14 protein-coding genes are annotated in these 15,424 nt (G+C 74.5%); 7 read left to right on the top strand and 7 right to left on the bottom strand.

Annotated elements, in window-relative coordinates:
* Positions 1-2: 2 nt before the first annotated feature.
* Both ACGFT2_RS05735 and ACGFT2_RS05730 read right to left on the bottom strand, forming a co-directional pair.
* Entirely contained in the window at positions 3-824 is an 822-nt protein-coding gene (locus tag ACGFT2_RS05735) for a class I SAM-dependent methyltransferase (protein WP_393273790.1), read from the bottom strand.
* A gap of 164 nt (positions 825-988) precedes the next feature.
* Positions 989-2,482 (bottom strand): bifunctional phosphatase PAP2/diacylglycerol kinase family protein, encoded by a 1,494-nt coding sequence (locus ACGFT2_RS05730; RefSeq protein WP_393273789.1) that lies wholly within the window; start codon positions 2,480-2,482, stop codon positions 989-991.
* 89 nt (positions 2,483-2,571) lie between these two features.
* On the opposite strand from ACGFT2_RS05730, the gene ACGFT2_RS05725 reads away from it, so the two are divergent.
* The 3 genes from ACGFT2_RS05725 (at position 2,572) to ACGFT2_RS05715 (ending at position 5,437) form a co-directional block, all read left to right on the top strand.
* Entirely contained in the window at positions 2,572-3,228 is a 657-nt protein-coding gene (locus ACGFT2_RS05725) for a histidine phosphatase family protein (RefSeq protein ID WP_393273787.1), read from the top strand.
* A 139-nt stretch (positions 3,229-3,367) separates the two neighbouring features.
* Positions 3,368-4,987: an ABC-F family ATP-binding cassette domain-containing protein gene (locus ACGFT2_RS05720; protein WP_393273785.1), complete on the top strand. Its 1,620-nt coding sequence runs from the start codon at positions 3,368-3,370 to the stop codon at positions 4,985-4,987.
* Positions 4,988-5,179: 192 nt separating this feature from the next.
* The gene (locus ACGFT2_RS05715) at positions 5,180-5,437 is read left to right on the top strand and encodes a DUF6158 family protein (protein ID WP_393273783.1); all 258 of its coding nucleotides are present in this window, start codon (positions 5,180-5,182) and stop codon (positions 5,435-5,437) included.
* Positions 5,438-5,713: 276 nt separating this feature from the next.
* Here the strand turns inward: ACGFT2_RS05715 and ACGFT2_RS05710 are convergent, their stop codons facing one another.
* The 3 genes from ACGFT2_RS05710 to ACGFT2_RS05700 form a co-directional block, all read right to left on the bottom strand.
* A complete protein-coding gene (locus ACGFT2_RS05710; protein ID WP_393273781.1) occupies positions 5,714-6,256 on the bottom strand; it encodes a type 1 glutamine amidotransferase domain-containing protein in 543 nt (180 codons plus the stop codon).
* Positions 6,257-6,653: 397 nt separating this feature from the next.
* Positions 6,654-7,031, bottom strand: coding sequence for a DUF2795 domain-containing protein (locus ACGFT2_RS05705; protein WP_393273780.1), 378 nt, complete (start codon positions 7,029-7,031; stop codon positions 6,654-6,656).
* Positions 7,032-7,117: 86 nt separating this feature from the next.
* Complete coding sequence (locus tag ACGFT2_RS05700; RefSeq protein ID WP_393273778.1) at positions 7,118-8,914, bottom strand: thiamine pyrophosphate-requiring protein; 1,797 nt, start codon at positions 8,912-8,914, stop codon at positions 7,118-7,120.
* 463 nt (positions 8,915-9,377) lie between these two features.
* Between ACGFT2_RS05700 and ACGFT2_RS05695 the strand changes: the two genes are divergently transcribed.
* The 3 genes from ACGFT2_RS05695 (at position 9,378) to ACGFT2_RS05685 (ending at position 13,218) form a co-directional block, all read left to right on the top strand.
* Positions 9,378-10,190 carry a hypothetical protein gene (locus tag ACGFT2_RS05695; protein ID WP_393273776.1) on the top strand — a complete coding sequence of 271 codons (813 nt, stop codon included), beginning with the start codon at positions 9,378-9,380 and terminating at the stop codon, positions 10,188-10,190.
* Positions 10,191-10,663: 473 nt separating this feature from the next.
* Entirely contained in the window at positions 10,664-11,920 is a 1,257-nt protein-coding gene (locus ACGFT2_RS05690; protein ID WP_393273907.1) for an aminotransferase class I/II-fold pyridoxal phosphate-dependent enzyme, read from the top strand.
* A complete protein-coding gene (locus tag ACGFT2_RS05685) occupies positions 11,917-13,218 on the top strand; it encodes an MBL fold metallo-hydrolase (RefSeq protein ID WP_393273774.1) in 1,302 nt (433 codons plus the stop codon). Before ACGFT2_RS05690 ends, ACGFT2_RS05685 begins: the two co-directional genes overlap by 4 nt.
* Before the next feature lie 207 nt (positions 13,219-13,425).
* Here ACGFT2_RS05685 and ACGFT2_RS05680 read toward each other — a convergent pair whose 3' ends face one another.
* Together ACGFT2_RS05680 and ACGFT2_RS05675 are read right to left on the bottom strand one after the other, a co-directional pair.
* Complete coding sequence (locus ACGFT2_RS05680) at positions 13,426-14,058, bottom strand: DedA family protein (RefSeq protein WP_393273772.1); 633 nt, start codon at positions 14,056-14,058, stop codon at positions 13,426-13,428.
* A complete protein-coding gene (locus ACGFT2_RS05675) occupies positions 14,055-14,828 on the bottom strand; it encodes an MBL fold metallo-hydrolase (RefSeq protein WP_393273906.1) in 774 nt (257 codons plus the stop codon). Before ACGFT2_RS05675 ends, ACGFT2_RS05680 begins: the two co-directional genes overlap by 4 nt.
* A 114-nt stretch (positions 14,829-14,942) precedes the next feature.
* Here ACGFT2_RS05675 and ACGFT2_RS05670 point away from each other — a divergent pair, with 114 nt between their 5' ends.
* Positions 14,943-15,344, top strand: coding sequence for a hypothetical protein (locus ACGFT2_RS05670; protein ID WP_393273904.1), 402 nt, complete (start codon positions 14,943-14,945; stop codon positions 15,342-15,344).
* The last annotated feature ends 80 nt before the right edge of the window (positions 15,345-15,424 follow it).

Genomic DNA, 15,424 nt, shown 5'->3' with positions numbered 1-15,424 from the left:
CGTCAGGCCGCCTTGCGGCACAGGATCTCGCCGTGCAGGACGGCGAACCAGCCGTCCTCCCGCGCGCCCCAGTCCCGCCAGGCCCGCGCCACCGCACGCAGTTCACCGGCGGTGGCGTGGCCGCCTCGCGTGGCCCGCTCGGCGTAGGCGGAGGCGACGGTGCGGTCCGCCCACAGGCCGCTCCACCAGGCCCGTTCCTCGGCAGTGGCGAACGTCCAGGTGCCTGTGGTGGCCGTGATGTCGCCGATGCCGGCGGCCAGTGCCCATGCCTTCAGCCGGCGCCCGGCGTCGGGCTCGCCGCCGTTGGCACGGGCCACCCGCTCGTACAGCGCGAGCCAGTCGTCCAGGCCGTCGGACGCCGGGTACCAGGTCATCGCCGCGTAGTCCGCGTCGCGCACGGCGATGAACCCGCCCGGCTTCGTCACCCGGTGCATCTCGCGCAGCGCCTGCACCGGGTCGCCGACGTGCTGGAGCACCTGATGGGCGTGGACCACGCAGAAGGCGTCGTCCGGGAAGTCCAGGGCGTGGACGTCCGCGACCGCGAAGTCGGCGTTGCCGAGGCCGCGTGCGGCGACGGTGGCGCGCGCCTGCCCCAGGATCGCGGGTGCTTGGTCGACGCCGGTGACGTGGCCGTCGGGGACCAGTTCCGCCAGATCCGCGGTGATGGTCCCCGGGCCGCATCCGATGTCCAGGATCCTCATGTGGGGCTTGAGCGAGCCGAGCAGGTAGGCCGCGGAGTTGGCGGCGGTGCGCCACGTGTGCGAGCGCAGCACCGACTCGTGGTGCCCGTGCGTGTAGACGGCGGTCTCCCGTGCTTCCGGCATGGCTCAGCCCCTTCTCGTCGTACCGGCCCCCCGCTGCTGTGTGCGGCGCCGCCGGCGGTACGGCTCACGGTACGGGCGCATGCCGAATGATGAGACTCGTGTTCTGCCATATGGACTGACGGTTTGTCAGATCGAGGCCCTCAGGGCTTCGGGGCCCGAGGGCGTCAGGGCGTGGTGCGCAGCGGGCGGTAGACCGTCAGGGCCTCGGGCAGCTTCTCCAGCGACACCTCGCCCGATACCGCGGTGACCTCGCCGTCGTAGGCCAGCGGGGTGCCGGGCGCGAGGCCCGTCAGCCGCAGCCGGTTCACCTGGACCGCCGCGTGCGCGGGGGAGCGGGTCAGCGGGCCCGCCACGGCCGCGGCGAGCAGCCGGAGCGCCGGCCGGCGGCTGCCGTGCACCACCCGCACGTCCAGCAGCCCGTCCGCCAGATCCGTACGGCGGCCGGGGGCGAGCCCCATGCGGTGGTAGACACCGCTGCCGACGAACAGCAGCCACAGGGGCCGTCGCTCCCCGCTCACCTCCACCTCCAGCGGATGCCGGTCGGCGCGCAGCACCCGCAGCGCGCCGAGCACCCCGGCCGGCCAGCCGCCGATCCGGTGCGACCAGCGCTCCCGCTCGCGCACCAGCTCCGGGTAGACGCCCAGGCTCAGCGTGTTCAGGAACAGCCCCTCGCCGTCGGCGGTGGCGAACCGGCCGGCGTCCACCCGCACCGCCTCGCCGTGCCGGATCGCCTGGGCCAGATCGCGCTCGTCCTCCACCCCGAGGTCGTAGGCGAAGTGGTTGAGGGTGCCGCCGGGCAGCACCGCGAGCGGCAGACCGTGGCTCAGGGCGATCCGCGCGGCCGCGTTGACCGTGCCGTCGCCACCGCACACCCCGAGCACCCGCGCCCGGGCCGCCGCCTTCTCCAGCGCGTCCCCGACCTCCTCCGGCGCGCACTCGACGACCTCGGCCTTCGGCAGCGCGTCGTGCAGGGCGCGCACCCGCTCCGCCGTGCCCGACGCCTGGTTGGCGACCATCACCAGGCCCTCGCCCTCGACCAGGGCCGGCGCGTCGGCCCGCGGCCGGGCCTGCTGCCACAGCTGTGCCCGGGTCGGCACCAGGCGCCGTACCAGGAAGGCGGCACCCACCCCGAGCGCCGCGCCGGCCAGCACGTCGCTCGGGAAGTGCACCCCGGTGTACACGCGGGACGCCGCCACCGAGAGCGCCACCGGCGCCACCGCGGCGCCCCACGCCGGCGACTCCAGCGCGACCCCGGTGGCGAACGCGGCCGCCGACGCCGCGTGGCCGGACGGGAACGAGGTCGTGATCGGCTGCCGCTTCAGCCGCCGCACCAGCGGCACCGGGTCCAGCCCGGGCCGGGCCCGGCGCACCGAACGCTTGCCGATGGTGTTGATCGTCAGCGAGGCCAGGCCCAGAGAAGCCAGTCCCCGCACGGCGGCCCGGCGCGCCCGGGGGGTGCGGCTCGCGGCCATCGCCGCTGCCGTGGCGGACCACAGCACCCCGTGGTTCGCGCTGCGGCTGAGCCGGGGCAGCACCCGCTCGGCGCCGGGCCAGTGCCAGGCGGCCGCCGCCTCGAACACCCGGGAGTCGAGACGGAGCAGCCCGCGCAGGGCGTTGCGGCCGGTCTGCAGGGCGGTCAGGTCAAGGTCTGCGTTCATGGGGTGCGGTTACCCTGAAGTGCTCGTTTCTTGTGTCCCCGTGCGCCGGGCGCGACCGGTGCGGAAGTCCTGTGACGGAGGTTGCCCGGATGCGCCTGCTCCTGGTCCGCCACGGCCAGACCCCCTCCAACGTGGATCACCTGCTGGACACGGCCGTGCCGGGCCCGGGGCTGACCCCGCTCGGCGAGGCGCAGGCCGCGGCCCTGCCCGAGGCGCTCGGCGACGAGGACATCGAGGCCCTGTACGCCTCCCCCCTGACCCGCACCCGGCTCACCGCCGCCCCGCTGGCCGCCGCCCGCGGCCTCGGCGTGATCGTCCGGGGCGGCATCCGCGAGGTGTCCGCCGGCGACCTGGAGATGCGGCCGGGGCACTCGCCCGAGGGCGAGCGGTACCTCCGCACGGTGTTCGCGTGGGCGGCCGGTGAGACCACCCTGCGCATTCCCGGCGGGGAGAGCGGCGGGGAGTTCCTCGCCCGGTACGACGCCGTGATCGCCGAGGCCGCCGCCGGCGGCGCCCGGACCGTCGCCATGATCAGCCACGGTGCCGCGATCCGGGTGTGGACCGCAGCCCGCGCCGGCAACGTGGACGTCGCCTTCGCCGCCGCCCGTCCGCTGGCGAACACCGGCGTGGTCGTCCTCGAAGGCTCCCCCTCGGACGGATGGAAAGCCCTGACCTGGCAGGGCGCCGCCGTGGTGCCGGCCGATGAGGCCGGCCCGGCGGGGGAGCCGCTGGACACGGCGGGGTGACGGGACGCCGGTGCGTCCGGCGGGGAGCCCCTGGACACGGCGGGGTGGGCGGGGGCGCCGGTGCGCCGGGCGCCGGTGACGGGGGGAGCGCCGGATATGGGTTTGCCCCGGGTCCGGACCGGCCCGCAGAATGCGCCCCATGGGACATCTGGAAGCCGCGCACCTCGAGTACTACCTGCCCGATGGGAGGGCCCTGCTCGGGGACGTGTCCTTCCGGGTCGGCGAAGGCGCCGCCGTCGCCCTGGTCGGCCCCAACGGCGCCGGCAAGACCACCCTGCTCCGGCTGATCTCCGGCGAGCTGAAACCGCACGGCGGCACCGTCACCGTCAGTGGTGGCCTCGGCGTGATGCGCCAGTTCGTGGGCTCCGTACGCGACGAGACGACCGTACGGGACCTCCTCGTGTCCGTCGCCCCGCCCCGCATCCGCGAGGCGGCGGCTGCGGTGGACGAGGCCGAGCACGCCATCATGACCGTCGACGACGAGGCCGCGCAGCTGAAGTACGCGCAGGCGCTCTCCGACTGGGCCGAGGTCCGCGGCTACGAAGCCGAGACCCTGTGGGACATGTGCACCACCGCCGCACTCGGCACGCCGTACGAGCGCGCCCAGTTCCGGCAGGTGCGCACCCTCTCGGGCGGTGAGCAGAAACGCCTCGTGCTGGAGGCGCTGCTGCGCGGCACCGACGAGGTGCTGCTGCTGGACGAGCCGGACAACTACCTCGACGTCCCCGGCAAACGCTGGCTGGAGGAACAGCTCAAGGAGACCCGCAAGACGGTGCTCTTCGTCTCCCACGACCGGGAACTCCTCGCCCGCGCCGCCGAGAAGATCGTCTCCGTCGAGCCGGGGCCGGCCGGTGCGGACGCCTGGGTGCACGGGGGCGGCTTCGCCACCTACCACGAGGCCCGGCGTGAACGCTTCGCCCGGTTCGAGGAGTTGCGCCGCCGCTGGGACGAGAAGCACGCCCAGCTCAAGAAGCTGGTGCTGAACCTCCGTCAGGCGGCCGCGGTCAGCCATGAGATGGCCTCCCGCTACCAGGCCGCGCAGACCCGCCTGCGCAAGTTCGAGGAGGCGGGCCCGCCCCCCGAGCCGCCCCGTGAGCAGGACATCACGATGCGCCTCAAGGGCGGCCGCACCGGCGTGCGGGCCGTCACCTGCGAGCGACTCGGGCTGACCGGCCTGATGCAGCCGTTCGACCTGGAGGTCTTCTACGGCGAACGGGTCGCCGTCCTCGGCTCCAACGGCTCGGGCAAGTCGCACTTCCTGCGGCTCCTCGCCGGCGAGGACGTGGCGCACACGGGCGGGTTCAGACTGGGCGCGCGGGTCGTGCCCGGTCACTTCGCGCAGACCCACGCCCACCCGGAACTGCGGGGCCGCACCCTGCTGGACATCCTGTGGAAGGAACACGCCCAGGACCGGGGCGCCGCCATGTCCCGGCTGCGCCGCTACGAGCTGACGCAGCAGGCCGAGCAGTCCTTCGACCGGCTCTCCGGCGGCCAGCAGGCCCGCTTCCAGATCCTGCTGCTGGAGCTCGCCGGCGTCACCGCGCTGCTGCTGGACGAGCCCACCGACAACCTCGACCTGGAGTCCGCTGAGGCCCTCCAGGAGGGTCTGGACGCCTTCGACGGCACGGTTCTCGCGGTCACCCACGACCGCTGGTTCGCCCGCTCCTTCGACCGCTTCCTGGTCTTCGGCAGCGACGGACGCGTCCGCGAGACGCCCGATCCGGTCTGGGACGAACGCCGGGTGGAACGGGCCCGGTAGCCGGCCGGGCCCGTCCCCCTCGCCACGTCCGGTGCGGCAGCGCGCCCCACGCGGAGGCCCGGGACGCCGGATCTTCGTACAGTGGATCCAGAGACGCGAGCTCCATGGACTCCTCCCGGAACCGCCCGGGGGCGATGCAATCCGGGCGGGTACCCGGACCGCGGACACGAACCACGACGAGCGGGGACCACCATGACCGGAGTCGACCCCAGCCGACTGGACGACCAGCAGCTCATGAAGGAGCTGGAGACGATCCACCGCACGCGCCACGACACCCTCCTGTACGGCTCCAACGACGCGCTGCGGGCCCACAACGAGCGCATGGCGCAGCTGGAGGGCGAATACCTGCGCCGCAACCCGCGCCGCCTGGTGAGCGCGGCCCGCACCCGTGAGGGCGCCCGGGAGCGCGGCTGCGGCGAGGCGGCGACCCCGGGCACCCCCGGCACCTGACCGGCTCCCGGCTGCCCGCGACGCCGCGCAAGGGGGAAGGCGGCGGACGGGAAGGCGGCGCACGGGATAGGGCGGCGGACGGGACAGGGCGGCGCACAGGAGGCGGCGCACGGGATAAGGCGGCGCACAGGAGGCGGCGCACGGGATAAGGCGGCGCACAGGAGGCGGCGCACGGGACAAGGCGGCGCGCAGGAAGCGGCGCACGGGACAAGGCGGCGCACGGGAAAAGGGCCGGCGGGGAGCCGGCCCTTCACCTCACCCGTCGACCGCCGCGGATCAGCCGGCCTCTCCGGCGAACACGTGCAGGAACGCCTCGCAGAACGCCTTCAGGTCGTCCGGCTTGCGGCTGGTCACCAGCTTGTTGGAGCCGTGGTCGCAGATCTTCACCTGCTCGTCCACCCAGGTGCCGCCCGCGTTGCGGATGTCCGTCCGCAGACTCGGCCAGGACGTCAGCACCCGGCCGCGCACGACGTCCGCCTCCACCAGCGTCCAGGGCGCGTGGCAGATCGCGGCGACCGGACGGCCCTGGTCGAAGAAGTCCTTCACGAAGGCGACGGCCCCGGCGTCCATCCGCAGGAAGTCCGGGTTGGCCACCCCGCCCGGCAGCACCAGACCGCCGTACGAGCCGGCCGACGCCTCGCCCACCACCTCGTCCACCGGGAAGGTGTCCGCCTTGTCGAGATGGTTGAACGCCTGGATCTTCCCGGAGTCCGTCGACACCAGCACCGGCTCGTGCCCGGCGTCCGACACCGCCTTCCACGGCTCGGTCAGCTCGACCTGCTCGACGCCCTCGGGCGCCACCAGAAACGCGATACGCATGATCCTCAGCTTCCTTTCCCGGCACGCGCGACGGCCGATGCCGCCCGGGCGCGCCGCTTCCTGTCCTTGGCCGCCCGCCGGCGGCGCAGCAGCTCCCCGCCGTACGGCGGGAGCACAACGCGTCGATCGCGAGCCCGATGCCCGCCGGGTGACCGGGCGACAGCGGGCGCCGGCGCGGGACCGGACGCCACGCGTCCGGGTCCCCGCGCCCGCTTCGCGCCGGCGATCCGACCTCGTGGGCGTGCGGACACATCGGCGAGGCCGGGCCGCCGAAGGGCAGCGCCTCCGGAAAGCCGTGGATGCGCCGCTCCACCGGCTCGACCTCGCGGTCGCCGTCCAGCCCGGTGTGCAGGGGCCTGCCCGCCGGGCGGGCCCTGAGCCGGGCCGCGCGCTCGGCTCATTCGCCGCCCGCCAGCGCCTTCGCCAGCTGCTGCACGTTCTCGTAGCGTTCCCCGTGCGGCAGGCCCGCCACCGCGTCGATCAGCGTGCCCGGCGCGTTGCCCCGACGCAGGGTCCGGGCCAGCTCGCCCGCCTTCGCGGGGAAGGCGTGCCGGCCCAGCTTCCGGGCCAGCTCCAGCCGCATCCGCTCCAGTGACGCCGGCGAGCCCAGGCCGCCCACCGGGCCGCTCCAGACCTGCGGGTCGTCGTCCGCGGCCGGCTCCGGATCGTGCCACTCCTCCACCCGTGTCGGATGGCCGGACCTCAGCAGACCCTTCAGCTCGTGCTTCATCTCGTCGTCCCGGTGGACGTTCAACCGGTCGCTGCCTCGCTGCATGTCTCCCTCCTCGGGATCGAAGGTCCGCGTCGCGTACCCGGCTGCCGGGAGCCGACACGGGATTACGTCGAACCGTCGCTGACGCGCTACTGCTTCTGGCGGCCCGGCAGGAACTCCTGGACCTTCGCCTTCAGTCCCTGCCTGACCATCGAGCCGCGGTCCGCGTCGCCCTTGAGGATCGACTTGGCCGTCGCCTCCATCTGCTCCCAGCTCGCGTGCGGCGGGACGGGAGGTACGGCGGGGTCGGTGAGGAACTCGATGACGGACGGGCCGTCGGCCTCCAGGGCCGCCCGCCAGCCGGCCTCGACCTCCTCCGGCTTCTCCACCCGGATGCCGGTCAGTCCCAGGGAGCGCGCGAACTGCGCGTACTGCACGTCCGGGATCTGCTGCGAGGGCAGGAACGACGGAGCCCCCTCCATCGCCCGCATCTCCCAGGTCACCTGGTTCAGATCGCGGTTGTTCCACACGGCCACCACCAGGCGCGGATCCGACCAGCGGTCCCGGTACTTCGCCGCGGTGATCATCTCGGCCAGCCCGTTCATCTGCATGGCCCCGTCCCCGACCAGCGCGAACACCGGCCGGTCCGGGTGGGCGAACTTGGCGCCGATCGCGTACGGCACCCCCGGCCCCATCGTCGCCAGCGTCCCGGACAGCGAGCCGCGCATGCCCGGCCGCATGGTGATGTGCCGCGCGTACCAGTTGGCGACCGAACCGGAGTCGGAGGTCAGGATCGCGTTGTCCGGCAGCAGCGGGTCGAGCGCGCGGGCCACGTACTCGGGGTTGATCGGGTCGGCCGACTGCCCGGCCCGGCGGTCCATCGTCTCGTGCCAGCGGCGCACGTTCGCGCACACCGTGTCGTACCACTCGCGGCCGCCCCGGCCGGTCTCCAGCAGCGGGATCAGCCGCCGCAGCGTCGCCCGGGCGTCGCCGACGAGGTTCACCTCGTACGGGTAGCGCATGCCGATCATGTGCGGATCGATGTCGATCTGCACGCCCCGCGCCTTGCCGAAGTCCGGCATGAACTGCGTGTACGGGAACGAGGACCCGATGGTCAGCAGCGTGTCGCAGTCGCGCATCAGCTCGTACGACGGCCGGCTGCCCAGCAGGCCGATGGGCCCGGTGACGTAGGGCAGCTCGTCGCTCAGCACGTCCTTGCCCAGCAGTGCCTTCGCGACGCCCGCGCCGAGCAGCTCGGCGATCTCCTGGACCTCGGCGACCGCGCCCGATGCACCCTGCCCCACCAGGATCGCGACCTTGTCGCCCGTGTTCAGCACGTCCGCCGCCCGGCGCAGCGCCTCGTCCGTCGGCGTCGCGGTGTAGTCGCTCATGCCCAGGCTGGAGGGGACCATCTTGAAGTCGTGCGTCGGCGCCGAGTAGTCCAGTTCCTGCACGTCGCCCGGGATGATCAGGGCGGTCGGGCAGCGGCGCGCGTAGGCGGTGCGGATCGCGCGGTCCAGCACGTTCGGCAGCTGCTCGGGGACCGTCACCGTCTCCACGAACTCCGAGGCGACGTCCTTGTACAGCGTGTGCAGGTCCACTTCCTGCTGGTAGGAGCCGCCCATCGCGCTCCGGTTCGTCTGGCCGACGATCGCCAGTACCGGCACATGGTCGAGCTTGGCGTCGTACAGACCGTTGAGCAGGTGGATCGCACCCGGTCCCGAGGTCGCCGCACACACACCGAGCCGGCCGCTGAACTTGGCGTACCCGACGGCCTCGAACGCGGACATCTCCTCGTGCCGGGACTGGATGAACCGGGGCCGGTCGTCGGCACGGCCCCAGGCGGCGAGCAGCCCGTTGATGCCGTCGCCCGGATAGCCGAAGACCTGTTCGACGCCCCAGGCACGCAGCCGCTCGAGGATGTGGTCGGAGACCTTGGTGCTCATGGAGGGACCTCCCCGGTCCAGTGCGAAGCGGACGATCCGGTCGACGGATACCGGTCGACGGATACCGAGTCACCTGCGCCGGAGCCGGAAAACCTCCGGGGCCGCGGGATCCCGGCCCACCACCGAAAGCCGCCGCGGGCGTGGTGCGGGGGCTCGCACGGTCACCCGACCGCCGGCCTGTCCGCCCGTCACCCGGGTGGCCGCGGGTGTCCCGCGAATGGGGTCCGGCCGCGCGCGGTACGGCTCGGCGCGGGCTGTGATGGGCAGCGAGGGCACGGCCCGTGCCCCGTACCCGGGACGCCGTACGGCCGTACCGCCGCCGTACCGATGCCTCGGCGTACCGCCCGCCCGACCAGCCGTCAGCCCGCCGTAGTCGAACCGCCCCACCAGCCGTCAGCCCGCCGCAGTCGAACCGCCCGCCCGACCGCCACCGGTCCGCCGCAGTCGTCGAGGAGCCCGCCCTATGCGCCGCACCGCACGCGCCCTGTCCGTCGCCCTCGTCGCCGGTGCCGCGCTCGCGCTGGCCGGGCCTGCCGCCTCGGCGGATCCGGCCGCCGACACCGGTCCCGCCTCCGCCCCGCCCGGCCGCTCCGCCTCCGCCCCGCCCGGCCGCTCCGCCCCCGTGTCCGCGGCCTGCGATGCCGGCACCGCCCCGGACGCGGAGCGGACCGCGGGTGGCGCCTGCCCGGCGGCCACCGGCGGACCGGGCACACCGTGGAGCACCACCTACGACGTCACCGGCGGCGGGGACGGCGGGGACGTCTGGGGTGACGGAGCCGGGGACCAGTGCCGGGGGGCGGAGACCTGCCAGGACGGCCGGGACGGCCAGGGCGGCAAGGGCGGAGTCGAGGGCCAGGACGGCCAGGGCGGCAAGGGCGGAGTCGAGGGCCAGGACGGCCAGGGTGGGGACGACGGACCGGGTTGTCGCGGGGAGGCGTGCCCGGACGGGTCCCCGTGCAAGGAGAAGGGACCCTGCGCGGACACCGGCCGGGAGTGCACGGGCGCCACCGGAACCGGCGCAGAAGCCGGCTCCTGCGCAGCGGACGGCGGCTGGTGCGAGGAGTCCCGCGGCGCGCCCTGCCCGGACGGGCAGGCCTGCCGCGGATCCCATGCTTCCGACGGATGTGCCCAGGCGTCCGGGCAGGGCGGCGTGGACGCCGGAACGGGAGGCTCGTTCAACGACTCGGTGCCGGCCCTCGTGGCCGGTGGTCTGTTCATCGCCGCCGCGTGCGGCGGAGCCGCCTACCGGATCCACGGGCGCCGGCGGTCCGCCTGAGACCGGCCCACGGGTATGTGACCGGGCCGACTTCGGTACCGGCCGCGGGCCATGGAGGGCCGTCCGGCGGGTACTCACCTTTCCGAGGGCACACCGACAACAAGGACCCCACGCACCCCGCCCCTTGGACGGCACGACGGTACGGAGGCAGACGGCGAGGAGGGCAGAGCACCGGGCGCGAGGGCGGCCACGGCGGACGGCGCGGCGACACGCACCGGACGGACCACCCGGGACACGGCCGAGAGCCGGTGGGCACGGTGCCCGCCGAGCCCACCGGGACGACGAAGGAGCCGGCCGGGACGACGACCGAGCCGGCCGGCACGACCGAATCGCCCCGTACGACGACCGAACCGACCGGCACGATCGGGACGGCCGGCGGTGCCGGTGGGCACACGCATCACACGGCGGCCTCCCGGCGACGGCAGGACCCGGACCGGGCGGCACACGGCACCACGGAAGGCGCGGAGGCGGACATGCGGCGGACGGACCACGAGGGCCACGGCCCCGTCCGTTACGGGCCGCCCCTGCCCGACGACGGCCTGCCGGTACTCCCCGAACTGTCCGCGGTGCTCGCCGCCGCCGCGCACCGTGCCGACGCCCAGCCCGTCGGCGGTGCCCCCGCACTGCTGGAAGCGGCCTGCGGCTACTGGACCCGCCGTGGACTGTCCTGTGTACCCGACCAGGTGGTCGCCGGCCCCGGCGCCCCCGCGCTGCTGCTCGCCGTCACCGCCGCCCTCGCCGGGGACGGCGCGGACGTCCTCGCGCCCCGCCCCTGCGCCGCCTGGTGGGCGCCCTACGCCCGGCTGCTCGGCCGGCCCGTCTTCCACGTGCCCACGCCCGCGGAGAGCGGCGGCGTCCCCGACCCGTACGCCCTGCTGGAGACCGTCCGCCGGGTCCGCGCCGAAGGCGGCGATCCGCGGCTGCTGGTGCTGTCCGTCGCCGACGACCCCACCGCCACCGTGGCCCCGCCCGAACTGCTGCACGAGACCATCGAGGCCGCCACCGCCGAGGGACTGCACCTGGTCAGCGACGAGACGTGGCGGGACACGCTGCACGCCCCGCACGCGACCGTGCTGCTCAGCCCCGCCGAGATGCGACCCGACCGGGTCACCGTCGTCACCGATCTGGCCGGCGCCCTGCTGCCCCCCGGCTGGCCCGCCGCCATCGCCCGCTTCCCGGCCACCGGGACCGGACAGCACCTCCACGCGCGCGTGCTCGACATCCTCACCGCGCTCGGCGCCTGGATCCCCGTCCCCGTCGCCGCGGCCGCCGGATACGCCCTGGACGAACCCGCGCCCGTCACCGAGCGCCGCGAGGCCACCGTACGGCTGCACGCGCGTGTGGCCGCCGCCGCGTACGCCGCGGTCGTCGGGGCCGGCGCGCTCGCCCGTCCGCCCCAGGCCGGTCGTCACCTGTACGTCGACCTCGGCCCGCTGCGCGAACCGCTCGCCGCTCAGGGGGTCGGCGACGCACAGGAACTGGAGGATCTCCTCACCGCGCGGCTCGGCATGCCCGCGCCCGGCGGCCACCGCTTCGGAGACGACCTCGGGGCCCTGCGCGTCCGGCTCGCCACCGGGCCCCTGCTCGGGGGCACGGACGAGGAGCGCACGGAGTGCCTCACGTCCCCCGAACCGCTGGAACTGCCGCACCTGCAACGCGCGTTGGTCTCCTTGGGGTCGGTCTTCGACGATCTCCGCGACGACGCTCAGCGATGGGAGCCTCCTCGATGACGCAGCAGACGCATGAGCCCGGATCGGCCACGACCACCACCACCACCGCGACGACCGACCCTGCGACCGCCACGTCGACGAGCGCCCCCACGTCCACCACCACCTCGGTGACCGCCGCGTCGGCGAGCGCTCCCACGGTCGCCACCACTCCGTTGACCGCCGCGTCGGCGAGCGCTCCCACGGCCATCGCTCCCACCACGGTCGCCACTTCGACGGCGGCGGCGGTGACGACGGCGACGACGGTGGCGACTGCTGCCGCCGGTTCGACTGCTGCCGCCGGTGCGGCCGAGGCTCCGGCCCCTCATACGCCCCCTTTCCCACCGCTGGCCGAGCCCCGCCCCCTCGGTGAGGAGCGGATCTGGCCGCGTACCTTCCACGACCGGCTCACCGCACCCCTGCCCGGCCTGAAGGCCCTGGCCCGGTTCGCCCGCGAAGGCGCCGTGCGCCCCGGCCCGGAGGGTCTCGCCGACGTGCCCCGGCTCCCGTACGAACCGGCGCCGCTGCCCCGCGTCGACACCCGCACCCTCGCCGTCACCTGGGCGGGACACGCCAGTTGGGTCGTGCGGATCGGCGGTCTGACCGTCCTCACCGACCCCGTCTGGTCCCGCCGCATCCTCGGCACCCCGGCCCGCATCACCCCCGTCGGCGTCGCCTGGGACGCGCTGCCCCACGTCGACGCCGTCGTCATCAGCCACAACCACTACGACCACCTCGACGCCCCCACCCTGCGCCGGCTCCCGCGCGACACCCCGGTGTTCGTGCCGGCGGGGCTCGGCCGCTGGTTCCGCCGCCGCCGGTTCACCCGTGTCACGGAGCTGGACTGGTGGGAGGGCGCGGAACTCTCCTCCGTCCGCTTCGACTTCGTGCCCGCCCACCACTGGTCCAAGCGCAGCCTCACCGACACCTGTCACAGCCTCTGGGGCGGCTGGGTCCTCACCGACCCGGACGGACAGCGCCTGTACTTCGCGGGCGACACCGGCTACGGCCACTGGTTCTCCCGCATCGGCCGCCGCCACCCCGGCATCGACCTCGCCCTCATGCCCATCGGCGCCTACGACCCCCGCTGGTGGCTCAGCGACGTCCACTGCGATCCCGAAGAGGCGGTCCAGGCCACCCTCGATCTGGGCGCCCGCCGCATGGCCCCCATGCACTGGGGCACCTTCATCCTCTCCGCCGAGCCCGTCCTGGAACCGCTCACCCGGGTCCGCACGGCTTGGGAGAAGGCGGGACTGCGGCGCGAGGACCTGTGGGACCTCCCGGTGGGAGCTTCCAAGGCGCTCGGGGAAGACGCCTCTTGAGCGTGCCGGGGCCCGTGACGCGAGCATGCCGGGGCCCGACGCGAGAGCGCGCCGGGAGGCGAGCGGGCGAGAGCCCTTGACGAGAGCGCGCCCGGGCGTGAGCGTGCGAGAGCCCGTGACGCGAGCGTGCGAAGAGCCCGCGGCGAGACGTCCACCCGGCCGGCCTTCCGGTCCGCCTCCGAACGCGGCCCAGCCACTCCGGCGGCGTCACCGGACCCGTCGTACCAGCCCCGGCACCACGCTGATCACCACGGTCAGCGCGACCGCCAGCGCGACGCCCTCCCAAGGCTCCTCGAAGAGCGACCCGCCGAGAATCCCGATCACCTGGTACGTCACCGCCCACGCCAGACACGCCGGCAGATTTCCCCGGGCGAACCGTCTGAGCGGCCACTCGGCCATCAGACAGGCCAGCATCACCGGTATGCGGCCGGCGGGCACCAGCCGGGACAGGACCAGAACCGCGATCCCGTGGTCGGCCAACTTCCCCCGCGCCTGCTCCAGCCGCTCCTCCGGCGCCCGCGACCGGATCGCCTTCAGCCAGCGTGAGCCGTTCTTCGAGCGCATCCCGCGCCGGCCCAGCCAGTACAGCGCCACGTCCCCGAGGAACGCGGCGAGCGAGGCCGTGACGAACAGCAGGGCCAGGGAGAACGGCGCCGTCCGATGGAACGCCACCACCGCCGCCGAGCTCACCAGCGCCCCGGTCGGCACCACCGGCACCAGCGCGCCGATCAGCACCAGCAGGAACAACGACGGGTAGCCGAGCGCCTGTCCCGTGGTCCCGGGCGCCACGGTCGAGGTGGACGCGGCGGCGAGCACCGCGGCCGAGGCCAGCCGGCTCACCGAGCCACCTCGAGCCGGACGCTCTCCCCGTGTCCCAGCTTGTGCACCGCCACCCGCGGGGCGGCCACGGCCGCCAGCCGTACGAACTCGTCGCCCGGAGCGTGGAACTCGTGCGGGCGCACCGCGTCCATCCCGATCGGCCAGTACGTGCCGTAGTGCACGGGCACCGCGACGCGCGGCGCCAGCCGGGCCAGTGCCCGCGCCGCCCGCCCCGCGTCCAGATGCCCCTCCCCGAGGTACGGTCCCCAGCCGCCCACCGGCAGCAGCGCCACGTCCACCGAACCGACCAGCTCGGCCATCTCGTCGAACAGCCCCGTGTCACCGGCGAAGTAGGTGCGCGCCTCGCCGGTCACGACGTAGCCGAGCGCGGGTGAGCGGTGCGGGCCCACGGGCAGCCGCCGTCCGTCGTGCAGGGCGGGCACCACCCGCACGTGCAGGTCGCCTATCCGCACCTCGTCACCGGGGGCCACCTCGGTGACGCGCAGCCGTCGCAGCCGGCGCAGACCGGGTACCGACCGTTGTGCGCCCCGGGGCACGAGCAGGCGCGTGCCCGGGGCGAGACCGGCCAGCGACGGCAGGTGCAGATGGTCGGCGTGCAGATGGCTGACGAGCACCAGGTCGGCGCGGCGGGCCTCGGCGGGCGGTACGGCGCCCTGGCGGCGCCGCAGATGCGCCAGCCGGCGGGCGAACAGAGGATCGGTCAGCACCCGCGTGTTCGCGTCCTCCACCGTGCAGGTGGCGTGACCCCACCAGGTGATCTCCACCGGCACCCTCTTCGCCTCCTTCACGCGACTCCCCGAAGCCTACGGGCAGGAGTAGGGTCGGCGGCGAAACCCGGAGGTGAGGGGGACGCCATGGGACAGCTGCGGGGTGCCTTCGGAGCGATCATGCCGGTGCGGGTGACCGCCATCGCGAGCCTGACACCTCTGGAGGAGCTGGAGGCCGACCCCTTTCTGGTGGACTCCCGCAGTCAGCACGCGATGTGCGCGCGCTGGGCGGCGGAGCACGGGTACGTGGTCGCCCGGGAACTTCTCGTCGGCGGTCTGCGTTTCGACCATTGCGCCCTGTGGGACGGGGTGCGGCCCGGGGTGGACGTGTTCGTCGCGCCCAGTGTGCGCGTGCTCGAGCGGGCCCTGTCCTCGGTGGAGGAGTTCACCGCCGAATGCCGGCGCCGGGGGGTGGGCGTAGAGACGGTGGGGCGGGCCGAGCCGTCGTACGACGCCCAGATGAAGGCACGCGTGCACCGGCGCCTGTCCATGCCGACGGCCGGGTACGACGGACGCTGAGCCCGACGGCCCGGGTACGACGGACCTCGACGGCCGGGTACGGCGGACGCTATCTCCGACGACCGGCGCGAGCGGGCCCC

Origin of the sequence: Streptomyces sp. NPDC048514 (genome assembly GCF_043199955.1) — a bacterium.
GTDB lineage: Bacteria > Actinomycetota > Actinomycetes > Streptomycetales > Streptomycetaceae > Streptomyces.
The sequence above is the reverse complement of the archived record's forward strand: the minus strand, read 5'-3'. Positions and strand labels throughout refer to the sequence as shown.